The organism is Streptomyces sp. NPDC042364, from assembly GCF_056437585.1.
Genome location: NZ_JBWKAJ010000024.1, coordinates 23,517 through 39,481 on the forward strand (window position 1 = coordinate 23,517; position 15,965 = coordinate 39,481).

The following is a 15,965-nucleotide window of genomic DNA, read 5'->3' on the forward strand; positions in this document are numbered from 1 at the left end:
CTACTTACGCCGTAAGTGCTGCACTTACGGCGTAAGTCCAGCGGGGCACCCGAAGCGGGAGACATGACGATGCGGAGCACCAGCGAGGCAGCGCGGGCCGGGGGGACCGAGACGATGGGGGCCGTCGTGCAGGAGCGCTACGGCGCCGTGCCGGAAGCCGTCCTGCGCATGGCGCGGCTCGCCCGGCCGGGCATCGGGCCGGGACAGGTACGGGTACGGGTGCGCGCCTCCAGCGTGGACCGCGGCACCTGGCACCTGATGGCCGGTCTGCCGTACGCGGTCCGGCCCGTGAGCGGGCTGCGCGGGCCCAAGCTCCCCAATCCCGGGCGCAACATCGCCGGTGTCGTCGAGGAGGTCGCCTCGGACGTGACCGGTTTCGCGCCCGGCGACGAGGTCTACGGCACGGCGGCGTCCGCGTTCGCCGAACACGCCGTCGCCCGGCCCGACCGGATCGCTCCCAAGCCGGCCGCCCTGACCTTCGAGGAAGCGGCGACGGTACCGGTCAGCGCGCTCACCGCACTCCAGGCGGTTCGCGACAAGGCACGGGCCGGGGAGGGCCGGGAGGTCCTGATCACCGGAGCGGCCGGCGGTGTGGGCACCTTCGCCGTCCAGCTCGCCCATGCCTTCGGGGCCCGGGTCACGGCCGTGGCGAGCACGGCCAAACTCGACACCGTGCGGGCGCTGGGCGCAGACGAGGTGATCGACTACACCCGTGAGGACTTCCTCGCGGGCCCGCGCCGCTACGACGCGATCATCGACATCGCGGGCAACCGCGCCCTGCGGGATCTGCGCCGCGCCCTCACACCGCGCGGCCGACTCGTCATCACCGGCGGCGAGACGGACGGGCGCTGGCTCGGCGGCACCGACCGGCAGCTCCGAGCCCAGCTGCTGTCACCGTTCGTCGGCCAGCGGCTGGGCGCGTTCATCGCCTCCGAACACGCCGACGGGCTGCGCGACCTGACCGCGCTCATCGACGCGGGCACCCTCACCCCCGTGGTGGACCGCGTGTACCCGCTCGCCGAGGCCGCCGCGGCCGTCCGCCACCTCCTCGACGGCAGTGTCACGGGCAAACTGGCGCTCACCGTGCCCGCCGAGTGATACCACGGGGCCCGTGCCGGGGCCCGGGAGCCCGCAGCCGGCAGCCCGCAGCCCGCAGCCCGCAGCACCAGGGAGCCCGGGAGCCAGAGCCACCCGGGGCCGGCCGCTCCGAGACCCGCAAGCCAGGCCCCCGCCCAGAACCCGGCGGGCGACGGGCGGCGGGCGGCGCCCCCATGGACCCCGTTCAGTCACCGGCTACCGACCCGAGGCTCACGGGCGGCCGACCGTTCCGCACCGGCAGTGGAGATGGCGCCCGGGCGGAGCCGGCGCCGCCACCCGCACATGCACACGCACCCGCGCTCGCACCCGCGGGCCGTGCCCCTCAAGGACGCCTCAGTGACCGGCTACCGACCCGAGGCTCACCGGCGGCTGTCCCACGGCGGCGGTGGAGCCGGCGGTGACCGTGGCGGCCGTGCCCAGGGCCGCGTCCAGGTCCGCCCACAGGTCGTCCACGTCCTCCAGGCCCACCGACATCCGCAGCAGGCGGTCGCTCACCCCGGCGCCCCGGCGGTCGGTCTCGTCCACGATGCGGTGGCTGATGGAGGCCGGGTGCTGGATCAGCGTGTCCACGCTGCCGAGGCTGACGGCGGGGGTGATCAGCCGGACACCGGCGATGACGTCGTGCGGGTCGCCGTGGACCTCGAAGGCGATCATGGCGCCGCCGATACGGGGGTAGTGGACACGGGCCACGCGCGGGTCGGCACCGAGTCGGCGGACCAGTTCCGCGGCGGTCGCGGACGCGGCCCGCACGCGTACCGGGAGGGTCGCGAGACCGCGCAGGAGGAGGTAGCCGGCGAGCGGGTGGAGGACGCCGCCGGTGGCGAAGCGTATCTGCCGCAGCCGCCCGGCGAACTCCTCGTCGCAGGCCACGACCCCGGCCATGACGTCCCCGTGGCCGCCCAGGTACTTGGTGGCGCTGTGCAGGACCAGCCGCGCCCCCTGTTCGACGGGCCGCTGGAGGACCGGCGTCGCGAAGGTGTTGTCCGCGAGAAGCGGCACGGTGCCGCAGGAGTGGGCGAGGGCCCGCAGATCGAGTTCGGCGAGGGTCGGGTTGGCCGGGGACTCGACCAGCACCAGACCGGTGTCGGGCCGCAGCGCGTCCGCGACGCCGGCCGGGTCGACCCAGGTGACCTCGGAGCCGAGCAGCCCGGCGGTGAGGAGATGGTCGCTGCACCCGTACAGGGGCCGTACGGCGACGACATGGCGCAGGCCCATGGCGGAGCGGGCGAGGAGGACTGCGCTCAGCGCGGCCATACCGCTGGCGAAGGCGACGGCGCTCTCGGTGCCCTCCAGACGGGCGAGGGCGGTCTCGAAACGGGCGACGGTCGGATTGCCGAGCCGTCCGTAGATCGGGGTGCCCTCCGGTTCGGCGCCGTCGACGGCGAACGCGTCGATACGGGCGGCCTCACCGCGGCTGTCGTACGAGGGGTAGGTCGTGGACAGGTCGATGGGCGCGGCGTGCAGGCCCTGGCGCGCGAGATCGTCGCGGCCTGCGTGCACGGCCTCCGTGGCCAGTGCTCTCGGCGTGATGCGTGCGGGGTCGTACGCGTGCGTGCTCGCTGAGTTCATGGGCGTCAGGGTGAACATCGGACGGGATCGGTGGTGCGCTTCCCGTGCTACGTTCGAACAATGGCCGAATCTGTCGTACTGGATCCGGTGGACCTCCACCTTCTGCGCCTGCTGCAGAACGACGCACGGGCGACCTACCGCGACCTCGCCGCCCAAGTGGGGGTCGCGCCGTCGACGTGTCTGGACCGGGTGGCGCGGCTGCGCCGATCCGGCGTGATCCTCGGCCATCAGCTGCGACTCGATCCGGCCAAGCTCGGACGGGGGCTGGAGGCGCTGTTGTCGGTCCAGGTCAGGCCGCACCGGCGGGAGCTGGTGGGGCCGTTCGTGGAGCGGATCCGGGCGATGCCCGAGTCGCGGACCGTGTACCACCTCACGGGGCCGGACGACTATCTCGTCCATGTGGCGGTCGCGGACATGGCGGATCTCCAGCGGCTGGTCCTCGACGAGTTCACGTCCCGGCGTGAAGTGGCTCGGGTGGAGACCAGGTTGATCTTCCAGCAGTGGGAGTGCGGGCCGCTGCTGCCGCCGGACGCCGAACGGCCCCACGGCCTGAGCGGGACGGGCGCTGCGCCCTGAGCGGAATCCGGCCGCCGTAAGACTCAAGGCCCGGTTAAGCAGCTGACGGAGACCGGTCGCCGTACCAAGATTGTCCGCATGTCTGACACCAAGAGCCCGCTGCCCCGCGAGGTCGCCGACACCTATGTCGACGACCTGATCGCCCTCGACCCGCTGACCGGCACCTACCTGGGTGTGAAGGAGAGTTCGAGCAGGCTGCCGGACACCTCGCCCGCCGGGCTGGAGGCCCGCGCGGAGCTGATCAGGACGACGCTCGCCCGGCTCGACGAGGCGGAGCGGCGGCCGGGCGCGGACAGCGACATCGAACGCCGGTGCGCGCGCCTGCTGCGTGAGCGACTCACCGCCGAGCTGGCCGTGCACGAGGCCGACGAGCACCTGCGCGCGGTCGGGAACATGGTCACGCCGCCGCACGAGGTGCGTGAGGTCTTCACCATCACCCCGGCGGAGACCGAGGAGGACTGGGCGGCGATCGCGGAGCGGCTGCGGGCGGTGCCGACGGCGTACGCGGGGTACCGCGAGTCGCTCGCCCTCGGTCTGGAGCGCAAGCTGTACGCGGCTCCCCGGCCGACCGCGACCTTCATCGGGCAGCTCACCGAGTGGGCGGACACGGACGGCGCGGGCCGCGGCTGGTTCGAGGACTTCGCGTCGGCGGGCCCCGAGTCCCTGCGTGCCGAACTGGACGAGGCGGCCCGCGGGGCGACGCGGGCCGTGGTGGAGCTGCGCGACTGGATGCGGGATGTCTACGCCCCGGCGATCGAGGGCGCCCCGAACACGGTGGGCCGCGAGCGGTACGCCCGGCTGGCCCGCTACTTCACGGGGGCGGACCTGGACCTCGACGAGGCGTACGCGTACGGCTGGTCGGAGTTCCACCGGCTGCTCGGCGAGATGAAGCTGGAGGCGGAGAAGGTCCTGCCCGGCGCCGAGACGCCGTGGGTGGCGCTGGCGCACCTGGACGAGCACGGCCGGCACATCGAGGGCGTCGACGAGGTCCGGGAGTGGCTCCAGTCCCTGATGGACGAGGCGATCGAGGCTCTCGACGGCACCCATTTCGACCTGGCCGAGCCGGTGAGGAAGGTCGAGTCGCACATCGCCCCGCCCGGCGGCGCCGCCGCCCCGTACTACTCGGCGCCGAGCGAGGACTTCTCCCGTCCGGGCCGCACCTGGCTGCCGACGATGGGGGCGACCCGCTTCCCGGTGTACGACCTGGTGTCCACCTGGTACCACGAGGGCGTCCCCGGCCATCACCTCCAGCTCGCCCAGTGGGTGTACGTCAAGGACGACCTGTCCCGCTACCAGGCCACCATCGGCGGGGTCAGCGCCAACGCGGAGGGCTGGGCGCTGTACGCGGAGCGGCTGATGGACGAGCTGGGCTTCCTGAAGGACTCGGAGGAGCGGCTCGGTTACCTCGACGCGCAGATGATGCGCGCGGCCCGTGTCATCGTCGACATCGGTATGCACCTGGAGCTGGAGATTCCCGCGGACTCCCCCTTCCACCCGGGCGAGCGCTGGACGCCCGAGCTGGCCCAGGAGTTCTTCGGCTCCCACAGCAGCCGTCCGGCGGACTTCGTGGAGAGTGAGCTGACGCGCTATCTGACCATGCCCGGGCAGGCCATCGGCTACAAGCTCGGCGAGCGCGCCTGGCTCCTCGGCCGCGAGAAGGCCCGGCAGCGGCGTGGCGACGCCTTCGACGCCAAGGCCTGGCACATGGCCGCCCTCTCCCAGGGTTCCCTGGGCCTGGACGACCTGGTGGACGAGCTCTCCCGGCTGTGACCCGGGCGTGCCGGGCCCGATCGCACCACCGGGCCCGGCCGCCGGCCGGCGAACGGCCGGGGGTCAGCCCACGGACGGTCCGACCCGCACCAGGCCGAGCCGGGTCCCCGGCCCCGTCGAGACATACGCCGCGCTGACCCGGTAGCACCCGGGCTCCAGCTCCACCCGTACATGACCGGCGGCAGCGGCGGCGGCGCCGGGTCGGGCCGCGTCGAAGAGGACGAGCGGGCCCGGCACGCGCCACTCCAGCCCGGGCTCCCACACGGCGAGGTCGAGGGCCGCCGGCACATCGGCGAGAGGCCGGTCCACGGCGCCGGCCGCGTAGCGGCATACGAACATGCCGTGCTCGGGCAGGTACGCGGTGGCGGCAGGTCGATCGCCCAGCACCAGGGCGCGGGTGTCACCGACGGGCAGGAGTCCGGCGTGGCCGTCGATCTCGCAGGCGCGGTCGTAGTCGGAGGACGTCTCGTCACCGTCGGCGCCCGCCCAGAACGGCAGGACCGCTTCCGGAACGGCTATGAGCGGTCCACCGCCCGACTCCATCCACCGCACCACACCTGGAACCGCCGGATCCGCATATCGAGCCATGCCCAGAAGTTACACGCCCAGCGGCAGGTCCAACTCCTCGGGACACCACTCTTCTTGACAGAGTGTCAGCAGCCGCAGGCGTCGGCGCCCACCGGCGCGGTCAGCGGGTCGGCCGCGCGCCGCTCGGTGCCTTCCCGGGTCTCGTACGCGAAGCCCTCGCGGGCCCAGTACTCGAAGCCGCCGAGCATCTCCTTGACCTGGAAGCCGAGTTCGGCGAGGGCGAGGGCGGCACGGGTCGCGCCGTTGCAGCCGGGGCCCCAGCAGTAGGTGACGACCGGCACGGACCTGTCGAGGAGCTGCTCGGCCCGCTCGGGGATGAGGGCGGTGGGCAGGTGGACCGCGCCGGGGACGTGGCCCTGGTCCCAGGACTCGCTGGAGCGCGAGTCGAGGACGACGAAGCCGGGGTCGCCGTCCCCGGCGAGCGCGGCGGCCACGTCGGAGACGTCGGCGTGGAAGGCGAGGCCGGCCCGGAAGTAGGCGGCGGCCTCGGCCGGGGCCGCGGGCGCGACGCGCAGGACGGGGTTCATGGCGGTCGTGGTGGTCATCCGGGGGCCTCTCTCTGCCCGGCGCTGCGGCCGGCTCCTCGACGGGGCCGCCGTCCGGACCCGATGGCCAGAAATCTACGGTCGTCGATCACCTTCCTGAAGGGGCGTTCCACGGCCCGAACCTTGCCCGGCCGGGGATTCCCCTGCTATCCCTCCCCCATGACCGCGAATTCCCCGTATGTCCCGGACGCCACCGACTGGCGCATCCTCGAAGTCCTCCAGCGCGACGGGCGGGCGAGCTTCGCCGATCTGGCGCGTGCCGTGTCGATGTCGGCGAGTGCCGTCACCGAACGGGTGCGACGGCTGGAGGAGGCGGGGGTGATCCGGGGATACGCGGCCGTGGTGGACCCGGAGCGGCTCGGCCTGCCGATCCTGGCGTTCGTCCGCCTCCGCTACCCCAACGGCAACTACAAGCCCTTTCACGACCTGGTGGCCGTCACCCCCGAGATCCTGGAGGCGCATCACGTCACGGGCGACGACTGCTTCGTGATCAAGGTCTCCGCCCGTTCGATGCGCCACCTGGAGGAGGTGTCGGGCAAGATCGGCTCACTGGGCTCCGTCACCACCAGCGTCGTCTACTCCTCACCGCTCCCCCGGCGGCCGCTCGGTCGCTGACACCCGTCCCCCCGTCACCGGGCCGCCGCGGCCCTCACCCCGTGGTCCGCTGCCGCACGACCGACCCCGACCGCTCCTTCACGACCTCCAGCTGGGCGTGGATGCGCCGCCGCAGATCCCCGACATGGCTGACGATGCCGACGCTGCGGTCCCGTTCGCGGAGCGCGTCGAGGACGTCGAGGACCTCGTCGAGGGTCTGGTCGTCGAGGCTGCCGAAGCCCTCGTCGATGAAGAGGGTGTCCAGGCGCACGCCGCCGGCCTCGTCGGTGACGACATCGGCGAGGCCCAGCGCCAGCGCGAGCGACGCGAAGAACGTCTCGCCGCCGGAGAGCGTGGCCGTGTCCCGCTCCCGGCCGGTCCAGGCGTCGACCACGTGCAGTCCGAGTCCGCTGCGCCCGCGTCCGGACCGGTCGTCGGAGTGCACGAGGGTGTAGCGGCCGGAGGACATCCGCTGGAGCCGTACGGTCGCGGCGGCGGCGACCTGTTCGAGGCGGGCGGCAAGCACGTACGCCTCCAGGCGCATCTTGCGCTCGTTGTCGGCGGCCGTACCGGCGGCGAGTCCCGCCATACGGGCGACGCGGTCGTACTCCTCGCGCAGCGGTGCCAGCCGTCGTACGGAGGCGGCGGCCCGCGCGGACAGCCGGTCGAGTTCGCTGCGGCGCCGCTCGGCCTCGTCCCACGCGGACACGGTCCGTTGAAGGTGCCGGGCGGCGGCCTCGGCGGCCCGCTCGGCGGTGGTCACGTCGGCGGGCGGTCGCCGGGCCGCGGCGGCCGTCTCGGCCTCGGCGAGCACGGCCCGCACCGCCGCCTCCTCCGTCTGCCAGGCGTCGATGCGCCGTTGCAGATCGCGGTGGGCCGCGTCGTCGAGAAGGGCCGCGGCGGCTGCCTGCGGAGTGTCGAACCCGGCGCGGAAGGCGGCGTCGGCGAGGCGTGCGTCGGCGTCCTTGAGCCGCTGCGCGGTGTCATGCGCCACGCGCGCGGCCTCGGCTGCCTCGGCGAGCCGGGCGGCCCGCAGCTCCAGTTGCGCGGCCCGCGCGGCCACACTGCCGGCGTCTCCCCTGGCTCGCGCCAGCTCCTCCTCCAGCGCGGTCCGTTCCCGTTCCAGGGTGTCCCGCCGGGTGTTGCGGGTGGCGGCCCTGACCGCCGCCTCCTGGCGTGCGGCGGCCCGCCGGTCGCGTTCCCGCTCGGCGTGCAGCAGCGCCTCCTGCGCGGGGTGCAGGTCGGAGGCGCCGCGCCGGGCCTCCGCGTAGTCACGCTCCACCTCCTCGGCCAGCGAGGCGAGCCGGTCCGTCGGCATGTCTCCGGCCTCGGCGCTCGCGGCGGCCAGCGCCCGCTGGACGAGCCCGAGACGCCGTTCGGCCTCGGCGCGCTCCTCGTCGGCCCGCCGGAACGCGGTGTGCGCCGCTTCCTCCGCGTCCCGGTCGATGTGCCCGGCGACCTTGCGGGCGGGGGCGGGGTGGTCGGTGCCCCCGCAGACGGCGCACGGCTCGCCGTCGACCAGCTCGGCGGCCAGCTCCGCGGCGATGCCCCGCAGACGCCGTTCCTTGAGGTCCAGCCAGTGGGCGCGCGCGTCGGCGGCACGCTCGGCGAGCCGGAGCAGGCTCGCCCGGGCCTCTTCGGTGTCCCGGTCCAGCCGGTCCCGCTCACGGGCGGCCCGGAGCCGCCTCTCGGCGGGCTCGCGCCGGACGGCGAGCTGCTCGGCGCGGGTGGCGGCCTCCTGGGCGGCCTCGATACGGCCCTGCAGCTCGGCCCGTGCGCTCTCCCACCCGTCGAGCCAGTCCTCGGCGTCCTGGAGGACGTCCTCGTCGGCGCTCTCCTCGCTGTCGAGTTCCGCGCGCTCGGCGAGGAGGCCGGCCAGCTTCCGCTCGGCGCGGCGGGCCGACTCCAGTCCGCCCAGTTCCTCCGCCGCCTTCCGGGCGGCGGCCGCGAGTCCGGCGGCACCGGCGTCGGCGTGTGCAGCGGGCAGGGCGGCACGCGTGCGTGCCTCCTCCGCGCTCGCCCGCCGGTGCTCGGACTCGGTCTCGTCCCGCAGGGTCAGCGCCGGTGCCACGGCCTCGGCCTTGCGGGCACGTTCCATGCGCGCCCGGTCCTCCCGGTGGGCGTCGGCCCGCTCCTGAAGCCTCGCGGCCCGCTCCCGTGCCTCGGCGAACCGCCGCTGGAGCCGCGCCACTTCGCGTACGTCGTCCAGGTCGCGCTCGGCGGCCGTGTGCGCCGACTCCGCCGCCGTGCGCGCGCAGTGGGCGATGGTGAGCCGCTCCCGTGCGGTGCTGCGGGCGACGGCGGCCCAGCCGAGGACGGCTTCGGCGAGTCCCGGGTCGCCCGGCGCGAGCCGGGGCGGTTCGAGGTCGCCCCCGGCGGCCTGCTGCATACGGTGGGCGTCCGCGAGCAGGTCTGCGTCGCCCTCGCGCACCCGCGCCTCGGTCGCCCGGCGCCGGTCGGCGAGGCGCTTCTCGACCGCGGCGAAGCGCTGGGTGTCGAAGAGCCGGCCGAGCAGTCGGCCGCGGGCCTCGGCGTCGGCCCGCAGGAACCGGGCGAAGTCGCCCTGCGGCAGCAGCACCACCTGGCAGAACTGCTCCCGGCTCATCCCGAGGACCTGGGTGATCTCCTCGCCGATCTCCTGGTGGGACCGGCTGAGGTCCTTCCAGGAGCCCGCGGCGGCGTCGTACTCCCGCAGCCAGGTCTGCGCCTTGTCGAGCGTCGTGCCCGCGCCGCGCTTCTTGGGGCGCTCCCACGGCGGCTGCCGGGTGAGCTCCAGCCGGCGTCCGGCGACGGTCAGTTCGAGGCGGACCTCGGTGCGGATCGACGGGTCGGCGTGGTCGCTGCGCAGGGTCATGCCCTGGCCGCTGTGGCGGGCGCCGGGCACCGAGCCGTACAGCGCGTAGCAGACGGCGTCCAGGACGGAGGTCTTGCCTGCGCCGGTCGGGCCGTGCAGCAGGAAGAGTCCGGCGGCCGAGAGGTCGTCGAAGTCGACGGACTGGGTGCCGCCGAAGGGGCCGAAGGCGGTGATGTCGAGCCGGTGCAGTCTCATCGGGCGGTCTCCCGGAGGGTCTCGTCGGCCCGTACGGCGTCGAAGGCGTCCCGGAGCACGGCCTGTTCGTGTGCGTCGGGTCCGGTGCCGCGCACATGGGCCACGAAGTCCTCCGCGATCTGCTGGTCGTCGCGGCCCGCCAGGCGCCGGGCGTAGGAGACGTCCGGGTCGTCGGGGGCGCGTTCCGGGTCGAAGACGAGGCTGAGGGTGTGCGGGAAGCGTGCGCAGAGCCGGGCCATCGGCTCGGCGGGCCGTACCGGGTCCGTGAGCGTGGCCTCGACCCAGGCGTCCTCGTGGCGGGCGAGGCCCGGGTCGTCGAGCAGCTCGTCCAACCGGCCCCGGACACGGGCGAGTCGGCGCGGCACGGGGCAGTCGACGCGCTCGGCGTCGATCGATCCGTCGGCACCGAGGTCGACCAGCCACATGCTCTTGCGGTGGTCGGCCTCCGAGAAGGAGTACGGCAGCGGGGAGCCCGAGTAGCGCACGCGTTCGGTGATGGTCTGGCTGCCGTGGAGATGGCCCAGGGCGACGTAGTCGACGCCGTCGAAGACCCCGGCGGGCACGGAGGAGACCCCGCCGACGGAGATGTCCCGCTCGCTGTCGCTGGGCGCGCCGCCGGTGACGAAGGCGTGCGCGAGGACGACGGAGCGGGTGCCCGGGGCGCGGGTGGCAAGGTCGGAGCGGACGCGGTCCATGGCGGCGGCGAGCACCGCCTCGTGTCCCGGCCTGTCCACCGCGAACTCGTCCTTGACCAGCGCGGGTTCGAGATAGGGCAGCCCGTAGAAGGCGACGTCGCCGTGGGCGTCGGCCAGGATCACCGGCATTCCGGCCGCGGAGGCGTCGGTGCACAGGTGGATGCCCGCACGGCCCATGAGCCCGGCGCCGACACCGAGCCGGCGTGCCGAGTCGTGGTTCCCGGAGATCATCACCGTGGGGACCCCCAGTTCGGCGAGGCGGTGCAGGGCGTCGTCGTAGAGCTCGACGGCCGCGAGTGGCGGCACCGCCCGGTCGTACACATCGCCGGAGACGACCACCGCGTCCACCTCGCGCTCCCGCGCGGTCGTGACGAGATGCCCGATGAAGTCCGCCTGCGCCCCCAGCATGCTCACACGGTGGAACGCCCGACCGAGATGCCAGTCGGAGGTGTGCAGAATCCTCAAGACGCCACTCCGACCCGCATGTTTCCCCTCATCCCTCCCTGGACCCGCCGCGACCGGCCCGCACCGCGCCGACGCACCGACCACGCTAATACCTGTCGGCACCTGGTCCCGCACGGTCCGCCGCACTCACCGGTTCGCGGAGGTGAGCGGACATTTCACCGGGAAAACCGCCGAAGGGGATGAAACCTCCACGACCCCGCCACACCGCGTCACCGTCCCGGCGGCACCTCACGCGTCGCCGTACGCCTCTCCGCCGAGTTCGAAACCGGCCGTGCCCGCGGTCGTGTCGGCGAGCCAGGCGCGGAAGGAGTCCACGTCGGCGTCGGGGAGCCCGATCTCGATGGTGACGGCCTCGCCGTAGCGGACGTCGCGGACCTCGCGTCCGGTGGCCCTCAGGTCGTTCTGCACCTTGCCCGCGCGCTGGTGGTCGACCGTCACCGTGGCGAGGCGGAAGCGCCTGCGGGTGAGGGTGCCCAGCGCGTCCAGCGCCTCGCCCACGGCACCGCCGTACGCCCTGATGAGGCCGCCCGCGCCCAGTTTGACGCCGCCGTAGTACCGGGTGACGACGGCGACGACGTACCGCATGTCACGGCGCATCAGCATCTGCAGCATGGGGACTCCGGCGGTGCCGCCGGGCTCGCCGTCGTCGCTCGCCTTCTGCACCGCGGCGTCGGCGCCGATGACGTACGCGTAGCAGTTGTGCGTGGCGTCGGCGTGCTCCTTGCGGACGGCCGCGATGAACTCCTGCGCCTCCTGCTCGGTGGCAGCCGGGGCGAGCGCGCACAGGAAACGTGAGCGGTTGACCTCGGTCTCGTGGACGCCCGGGCGGGCGACGGTGCGGTACTCGTCCTGCATCCGGCCAGCCTATGCGCAGGCGGCTGCGCGTCCGCGCCGGGCGCCCGTGCCGGCGGGCGGACCCGGTCAGCCCTTCTTCGCGCCCCGCGCCACGATCAGGTCCGTCAGCAGTGCCGTGCCCGGGGCGAGCGCGGCCCAGGTGTCGCCGTGCCAGGCGAGGACCGCGATGGCGGAGGTCGGGAACTTGGCGCGGACGGCGTCCAGCGCGTCGTCGAGCGCGTCTCCGGCCAGGTCCAGCACCAGTTCCTCCAGACCCGGGTTGTGCCCCACCAGCAGCAGCGTCCGGACCCCGTCGGGGACTTCGTGCACGACGTCCAGCAGCTCGGCCACGTCGGCGGCGTACATGCGGGGATCGAACCGTGCGGGTGGCGGCGTCCCCCACTGGGCGGCGGCCGCCTCCCAGGTCTGGCGGGCCCGTACGGCCGTGGAGCACAGGGCCAGGTCGGGCAGGCAGTCCGCCTCGGCGAGGGCCCGTCCGGCGGCGGGTGCGTCACGGCGGCCGCGCGGTGCCAGGGGCCGCTCGTGATCGGGCACGCCCACCGGCCAGGCGGACTTGGCGTGCCGCAGGACGACGAGTCTGCGCAGCGGTCCCGCTCCCCGTCCGCTCATGCCGGTGCTCCGATCTCCCGGGTGAGCTCCAGCCCGAGGAGCCGGTCCGCGTAGGCGAACGTCTCGAAGCGCGCCCCGTCCGGGAGGCCGTCGGCCCGTTCCACGTCCCGCAGGACACCGAGCACGGCGGGCACGTCGAGGTCGTTCTCCCAGGCGGCGCGCAGGGCCTGCCGTACGTCCTCCGGGATCGGCTTCGACGGACGTGTGGCCCAGCCGGCCACCGCCCTGCGCCAGGTGGCGAGCGCCTCGTCCGCCTCGGCCAGCGCGGTGGCGTCGAGGATGACGGGGGTGCGGCGGGGCAGGCCGAGCAGAGCGAACCGCAGGGCGGTGCCCGCCGCGGCCGGTGTCCGCGCCCCGGTGACCGGGGCGACCTCGACGCCGATGCCGTCGCCCGCCGTCTCCCCGGTGCCGGCCACCCGCAGCACCTGCCGCCCGCCGCCCCCCGCGGTGGCCTCCGTCGGCCGGATGCCGAGGTCGTCGGCGCGTCCCCGCAGCCCGGCGGGCGGATCGGCGATCAGCAGGACGGGGACACCGCCCATCTCCAGGGCACGCGCGAGGACGTCGGCGACCAGCAGGACGCGCAGCCCCGAGATGTCGTCGCCCGGCACATGGGCCTGGACCCTGGTGAGCGCCCTGCGGACGTCGACGGGCTCGCCGGTCCGGGCGTCGGTGATACGCAGCACGCAGTGAGCGTAGGCGCGCGAGCGGCGGAGCGCAGTGCGGACCACGACATTCCGTGCGGCGGACCGACGTGACCGTCCGCGCCTTCCCGCACGGGCGCGGGAATCACCGGGCACGCTCAGCTGTTGGCGCAGGCAGCCCGCACCGGGCGCTCTCGCACGGAGATGAGGAGACGGGACATGTACGGCGACGCCGCCACGATCCGCAAGATGCTGACGGAACTCGGCGACACCTGGGCCGTCGTGGGCCTGTCCACCAACCGGAGCCGCGCCGCCTACGGCGTCGCCGAGGTCCTTCAGCGCTACGGCAAGCGGGTCGTCCCGGTCCATCCCAAGGCCGAGACCGTCCACGGCGAGCAGGGGTACGCCTCGCTCGCCGACATCCCCTTCCCCGTGGACGTCGTCGACGTCTTCGTCAACAGCGAACTCGCCGGTCCGGTCGCCGACGAGGCCGTACGGATCGGCGCCAAGGCCGTCTGGTTCCAGCTGGGCGTCGTCGACGAGCAGGCCTACGACCGCACGCGCGCCGCCGGGCTCGACATGGTGATGGACCGCTGCCCGGCCATCGAGATCCCCCGCCTCGGCTGACGGTTCGCGGACCGGCCGTCCGCGCGGCGGCCTCACGTGTGGGCGACGACCGCCACCGGGGCCGCCGCGCGGTGCAGCACCGTGTGGGTGACGGGGCCGATGCGGGCGCCGAGCGGCGCGTGACGCACCCGGCGGCCGACGACGACCAGCGATGCATCGCGCGACGCCGCGACGAGGTGGTCCGGCGCCTTGCCGGGGTGCGACTGCTCGACGACCTCGATGCCGGGGAACGCCCGCCGCCAGGGCAGCAGTGCGTCGGCCGGTCCTGCGCCGTCCCCGTGGCCGGCCCTCGCGTCCTGCGGGGCGCCCTCCCCGGTACCGGGCCCGGCCGGAGCACGGTGGCCCCGATCGTGAACGACCCGCAGCGCGGTGTCGCGCAGGGCGGCGGCCTCGAAGGCGAACCGGAGCAGCGTCTCGTCCGGGTACGCGGTGTCCAGGCCGAGGACGACGGGCCGGAACGGCGTACCGTCGGACCCGGCACCGGACGGATCCGGCATGTGCTCGTCCTCGGCCTGCTCCCCGGCCCGGACGAGGACCACCGGGCGCTCCGTGTGCGCGACGACGTGCAGCCCGACGGACCCGACGAGGAAGCCCCCGACCCCGCTCCGCCCGTGCGAGCCGAGGGCCAGCAGTTCCGCGTCCGCGGCCGCCTTCAGCAGTTCCTCCGTGGCCCGGCCCGTCAGCTGCTCCAGGTCCACGTCGACGGCCGGGTGGCGGCGCCGGACCCCGTCGGCCGCCTCACACAGGATCCGCCGCGCCCCGGGGCCCACCGGTGTCACCCCGTGCTCGGCCCAGCCCTGCTGGGCCGACGGGCCCGGCATCGGGGATCGTCCCATCGGCTCGGGCACCGGTTCCCAGACGTTGACCAGGAGCAGGGGCAGGGCGCGCAGCCGGGCCTCCCGGGCCGCCCATTCGACGGCGGCGACGCTCTCACGGGAACCGTCGAAGCCCGCGGTGACGGTGCGGGGCATGGGCGCACCTCCTCATGTCGAGGTCTGTCTCCAGGATCGCGGCAAGGCGACGGAGGCGCACACAGGAACCCCGGAACCGCAGGCGCTGTTCCGGGGGCGCTGTTCCGGGGGCAAGGTGAGGGCCGTGTGGGCCGGGCGCCCGGTGGTCGGCGGCAGGGCGGTCAGGCCGCGGAGTCTGGCGTTGCGCCTTTCCAGGGCTTCGGCGGTGGTGGGGAAGAGCGCCGCGTCGCCTTCACCGATCTGCGCCTGGTTCAGCTCGACGAAGCCTCGGGTGTCACGTTCGTAGGCGGCGAAGGCGGCGGTGTGGTCCGGGTGGGCCGCCAGCGAGCGGGCGAGCATGCAGGCGCCGACGAGGGCGAGGCTGGACCCCTGCCCGGTCAGGAACGACGGGGCGTGGGCGGCGTCGCCGACGAGCGCGATACGGCCGTGGGACCAGCGCGGCATGCGGACCTGGCCGACGGTGTCGAAGAACGGATCGGTCGCCCGGTCCAGGGCGGCGACCATGGCCGGGATCTCCCATCCGTCGCCGGCGAAGGTGGCGGCGACGAGGTCCCGTCGTGCCTCGGGATCGCGGAGGACCGCGTGTGGTGGCCGGCGCTCCGCGAAGTTGAGGAGCGCGTGCAGTTCCGCGCCGTCTCCGACCGCGTAGAGCACCGCGGCCCTTCCCGGGGTGTTCCAGATGAGCGCTTCGTGGGAGAGCCCGAAGGTGTTGGGCATGGTGAACACGGCGAAGCAGTAGCCCAGATAGCGGTGGAATCGCCGCTCGGGTCCGAACACCAGCCTCCTGGTGTGCGAGTGCAGCCCGTCCGCGCCCAGGACCAGGTCGAAGCCGCGCCGGATGCCACTGCGGAAGGTCACGTCGACGCCGTGCTCGTGCTCGGTGAGTTCATCGACGGAGTCGTCGAAGACGAACTCCGCTTCGTCGCGGACGGCTCCGTGCAGGACGTCCGTCAGAACACCGCGAGGCAGTTCGACGTCATGTCCCTCGATCCCGCCGGCCACCGTCTGCGGGTGCACGACCGCCGCCTCACTGCCGTCGGCGTTGAGGAAGGTCAACCGGCGTGACTCGATGTGCGCTTCCCTGAGCCGCGGCAGGATCCCCATCCTGCGGGACACCTCCACGGCGGTGCCGCGCACGTCGACCGGGTACCCACCACCCCGTGGTCCGGCGGACTTCTCCACCACGGTCACCGAGAACCCGAACCGGGCCAGCCAGAACGCCACCGCCTGACCCGCGATGCCCGCCCCCGAGACCAGGACCGTGCTCCTCGACGCGGTTCCTCTGTCCATTCGTCAACTCCTCGGTTCCGGAA

At 74.1% G+C, this 15,965-nt stretch carries 15 protein-coding genes; 5 read left to right on the forward strand and 10 right to left on the reverse strand.

The window, feature by feature from the left end:
- Positions 1-63: 63 nt before the first annotated feature.
- A complete protein-coding gene (locus tag AC067N_RS32915; RefSeq protein WP_478682576.1) occupies positions 64-1,098 on the forward strand; it encodes an NAD(P)-dependent alcohol dehydrogenase in 1,035 nt (344 codons plus the stop codon).
- A 333-nt stretch (positions 1,099-1,431) separates the two neighbouring features.
- Here AC067N_RS32915 and AC067N_RS32920 read toward each other — a convergent pair whose 3' ends face one another.
- On the reverse strand, positions 1,432-2,667 hold the full coding sequence (locus AC067N_RS32920) for a trans-sulfuration enzyme family protein (RefSeq protein WP_478682577.1): 1,236 nt from the start codon (positions 2,665-2,667) through the stop codon (positions 1,432-1,434).
- 60 nt (positions 2,668-2,727) lie between these two features.
- On the opposite strand from AC067N_RS32920, the gene AC067N_RS32925 reads away from it, so the two are divergent.
- On the forward strand, positions 2,728-3,243 hold the full coding sequence (locus tag AC067N_RS32925) for an Lrp/AsnC family transcriptional regulator (protein WP_478682578.1): 516 nt from the start codon (positions 2,728-2,730) through the stop codon (positions 3,241-3,243).
- Positions 3,244-3,321: 78 nt separating this feature from the next.
- Positions 3,322-5,013, forward strand: a complete 1,692-nt coding sequence (locus tag AC067N_RS32930; RefSeq protein WP_478682579.1) for a DUF885 domain-containing protein — start codon at positions 3,322-3,324, stop codon at positions 5,011-5,013.
- Positions 5,014-5,076: 63 nt separating this feature from the next.
- Here AC067N_RS32930 and AC067N_RS32935 read toward each other — a convergent pair whose 3' ends face one another.
- Together AC067N_RS32935 and AC067N_RS32940 are read right to left on the reverse strand one after the other, a co-directional pair.
- Positions 5,077-5,601, reverse strand: coding sequence for an Imm21 family immunity protein (locus tag AC067N_RS32935; protein WP_478682580.1), 525 nt, complete (start codon positions 5,599-5,601; stop codon positions 5,077-5,079).
- Positions 5,602-5,666: 65 nt separating this feature from the next.
- Positions 5,667-6,146: a rhodanese-like domain-containing protein gene (locus AC067N_RS32940; protein ID WP_478682581.1), complete on the reverse strand. Its 480-nt coding sequence runs from the start codon at positions 6,144-6,146 to the stop codon at positions 5,667-5,669.
- Positions 6,147-6,305: 159 nt separating this feature from the next.
- Here AC067N_RS32940 and AC067N_RS32945 point away from each other — a divergent pair, with 159 nt between their 5' ends.
- On the forward strand, positions 6,306-6,761 hold the full coding sequence (locus AC067N_RS32945; RefSeq protein ID WP_478682582.1) for an Lrp/AsnC family transcriptional regulator: 456 nt from the start codon (positions 6,306-6,308) through the stop codon (positions 6,759-6,761).
- Between the two features lie 34 nt (positions 6,762-6,795).
- On the opposite strand, the gene AC067N_RS32950 is transcribed toward AC067N_RS32945, so the two are convergent.
- The 5 genes from AC067N_RS32950 to AC067N_RS32970 all read right to left on the reverse strand — a co-directional run bounded on the left by AC067N_RS32950 (position 6,796) and on the right by AC067N_RS32970 (position 13,096).
- Entirely contained in the window at positions 6,796-9,789 is a 2,994-nt protein-coding gene (locus AC067N_RS32950) for an AAA family ATPase (RefSeq protein WP_478682583.1), read from the reverse strand.
- Complete coding sequence (locus AC067N_RS32955; protein ID WP_478682584.1) at positions 9,786-10,949, reverse strand: exonuclease SbcCD subunit D; 1,164 nt, start codon at positions 10,947-10,949, stop codon at positions 9,786-9,788. The genes AC067N_RS32950 and AC067N_RS32955 overlap by 4 nt, the downstream gene beginning before the upstream one ends.
- A gap of 228 nt (positions 10,950-11,177) precedes the next feature.
- Positions 11,178-11,804, reverse strand: coding sequence for a YigZ family protein (locus tag AC067N_RS32960; RefSeq protein ID WP_478682585.1), 627 nt, complete (start codon positions 11,802-11,804; stop codon positions 11,178-11,180).
- A 66-nt stretch (positions 11,805-11,870) separates the two neighbouring features.
- A complete protein-coding gene (locus AC067N_RS32965; protein ID WP_478682586.1) occupies positions 11,871-12,413 on the reverse strand; it encodes a SixA phosphatase family protein in 543 nt (180 codons plus the stop codon).
- Positions 12,410-13,096 carry a hypothetical protein gene (locus tag AC067N_RS32970; protein WP_478682587.1) on the reverse strand — a complete coding sequence of 229 codons (687 nt, stop codon included), beginning with the start codon at positions 13,094-13,096 and terminating at the stop codon, positions 12,410-12,412. Before AC067N_RS32970 ends, AC067N_RS32965 begins: the two co-directional genes overlap by 4 nt.
- 177 nt (positions 13,097-13,273) lie before the next feature.
- Between AC067N_RS32970 and AC067N_RS32975 the strand changes: the two genes are divergently transcribed.
- Positions 13,274-13,681, forward strand: coding sequence for a CoA-binding protein (locus tag AC067N_RS32975; protein ID WP_478682588.1), 408 nt, complete (start codon positions 13,274-13,276; stop codon positions 13,679-13,681).
- 32 nt (positions 13,682-13,713) lie between these two features.
- Here the strand turns inward: AC067N_RS32975 and AC067N_RS32980 are convergent, their stop codons facing one another.
- Both AC067N_RS32980 and AC067N_RS32985 read right to left on the reverse strand, forming a co-directional pair.
- Entirely contained in the window at positions 13,714-14,652 is a 939-nt protein-coding gene (locus AC067N_RS32980; RefSeq protein ID WP_478682589.1) for a universal stress protein, read from the reverse strand.
- A gap of 12 nt (positions 14,653-14,664) precedes the next feature.
- Positions 14,665-15,942, reverse strand: a complete 1,278-nt coding sequence (locus tag AC067N_RS32985) for an FAD-dependent monooxygenase (protein ID WP_478682590.1) — start codon at positions 15,940-15,942, stop codon at positions 14,665-14,667.
- Positions 15,943-15,965 lie beyond the last annotated feature (23 nt).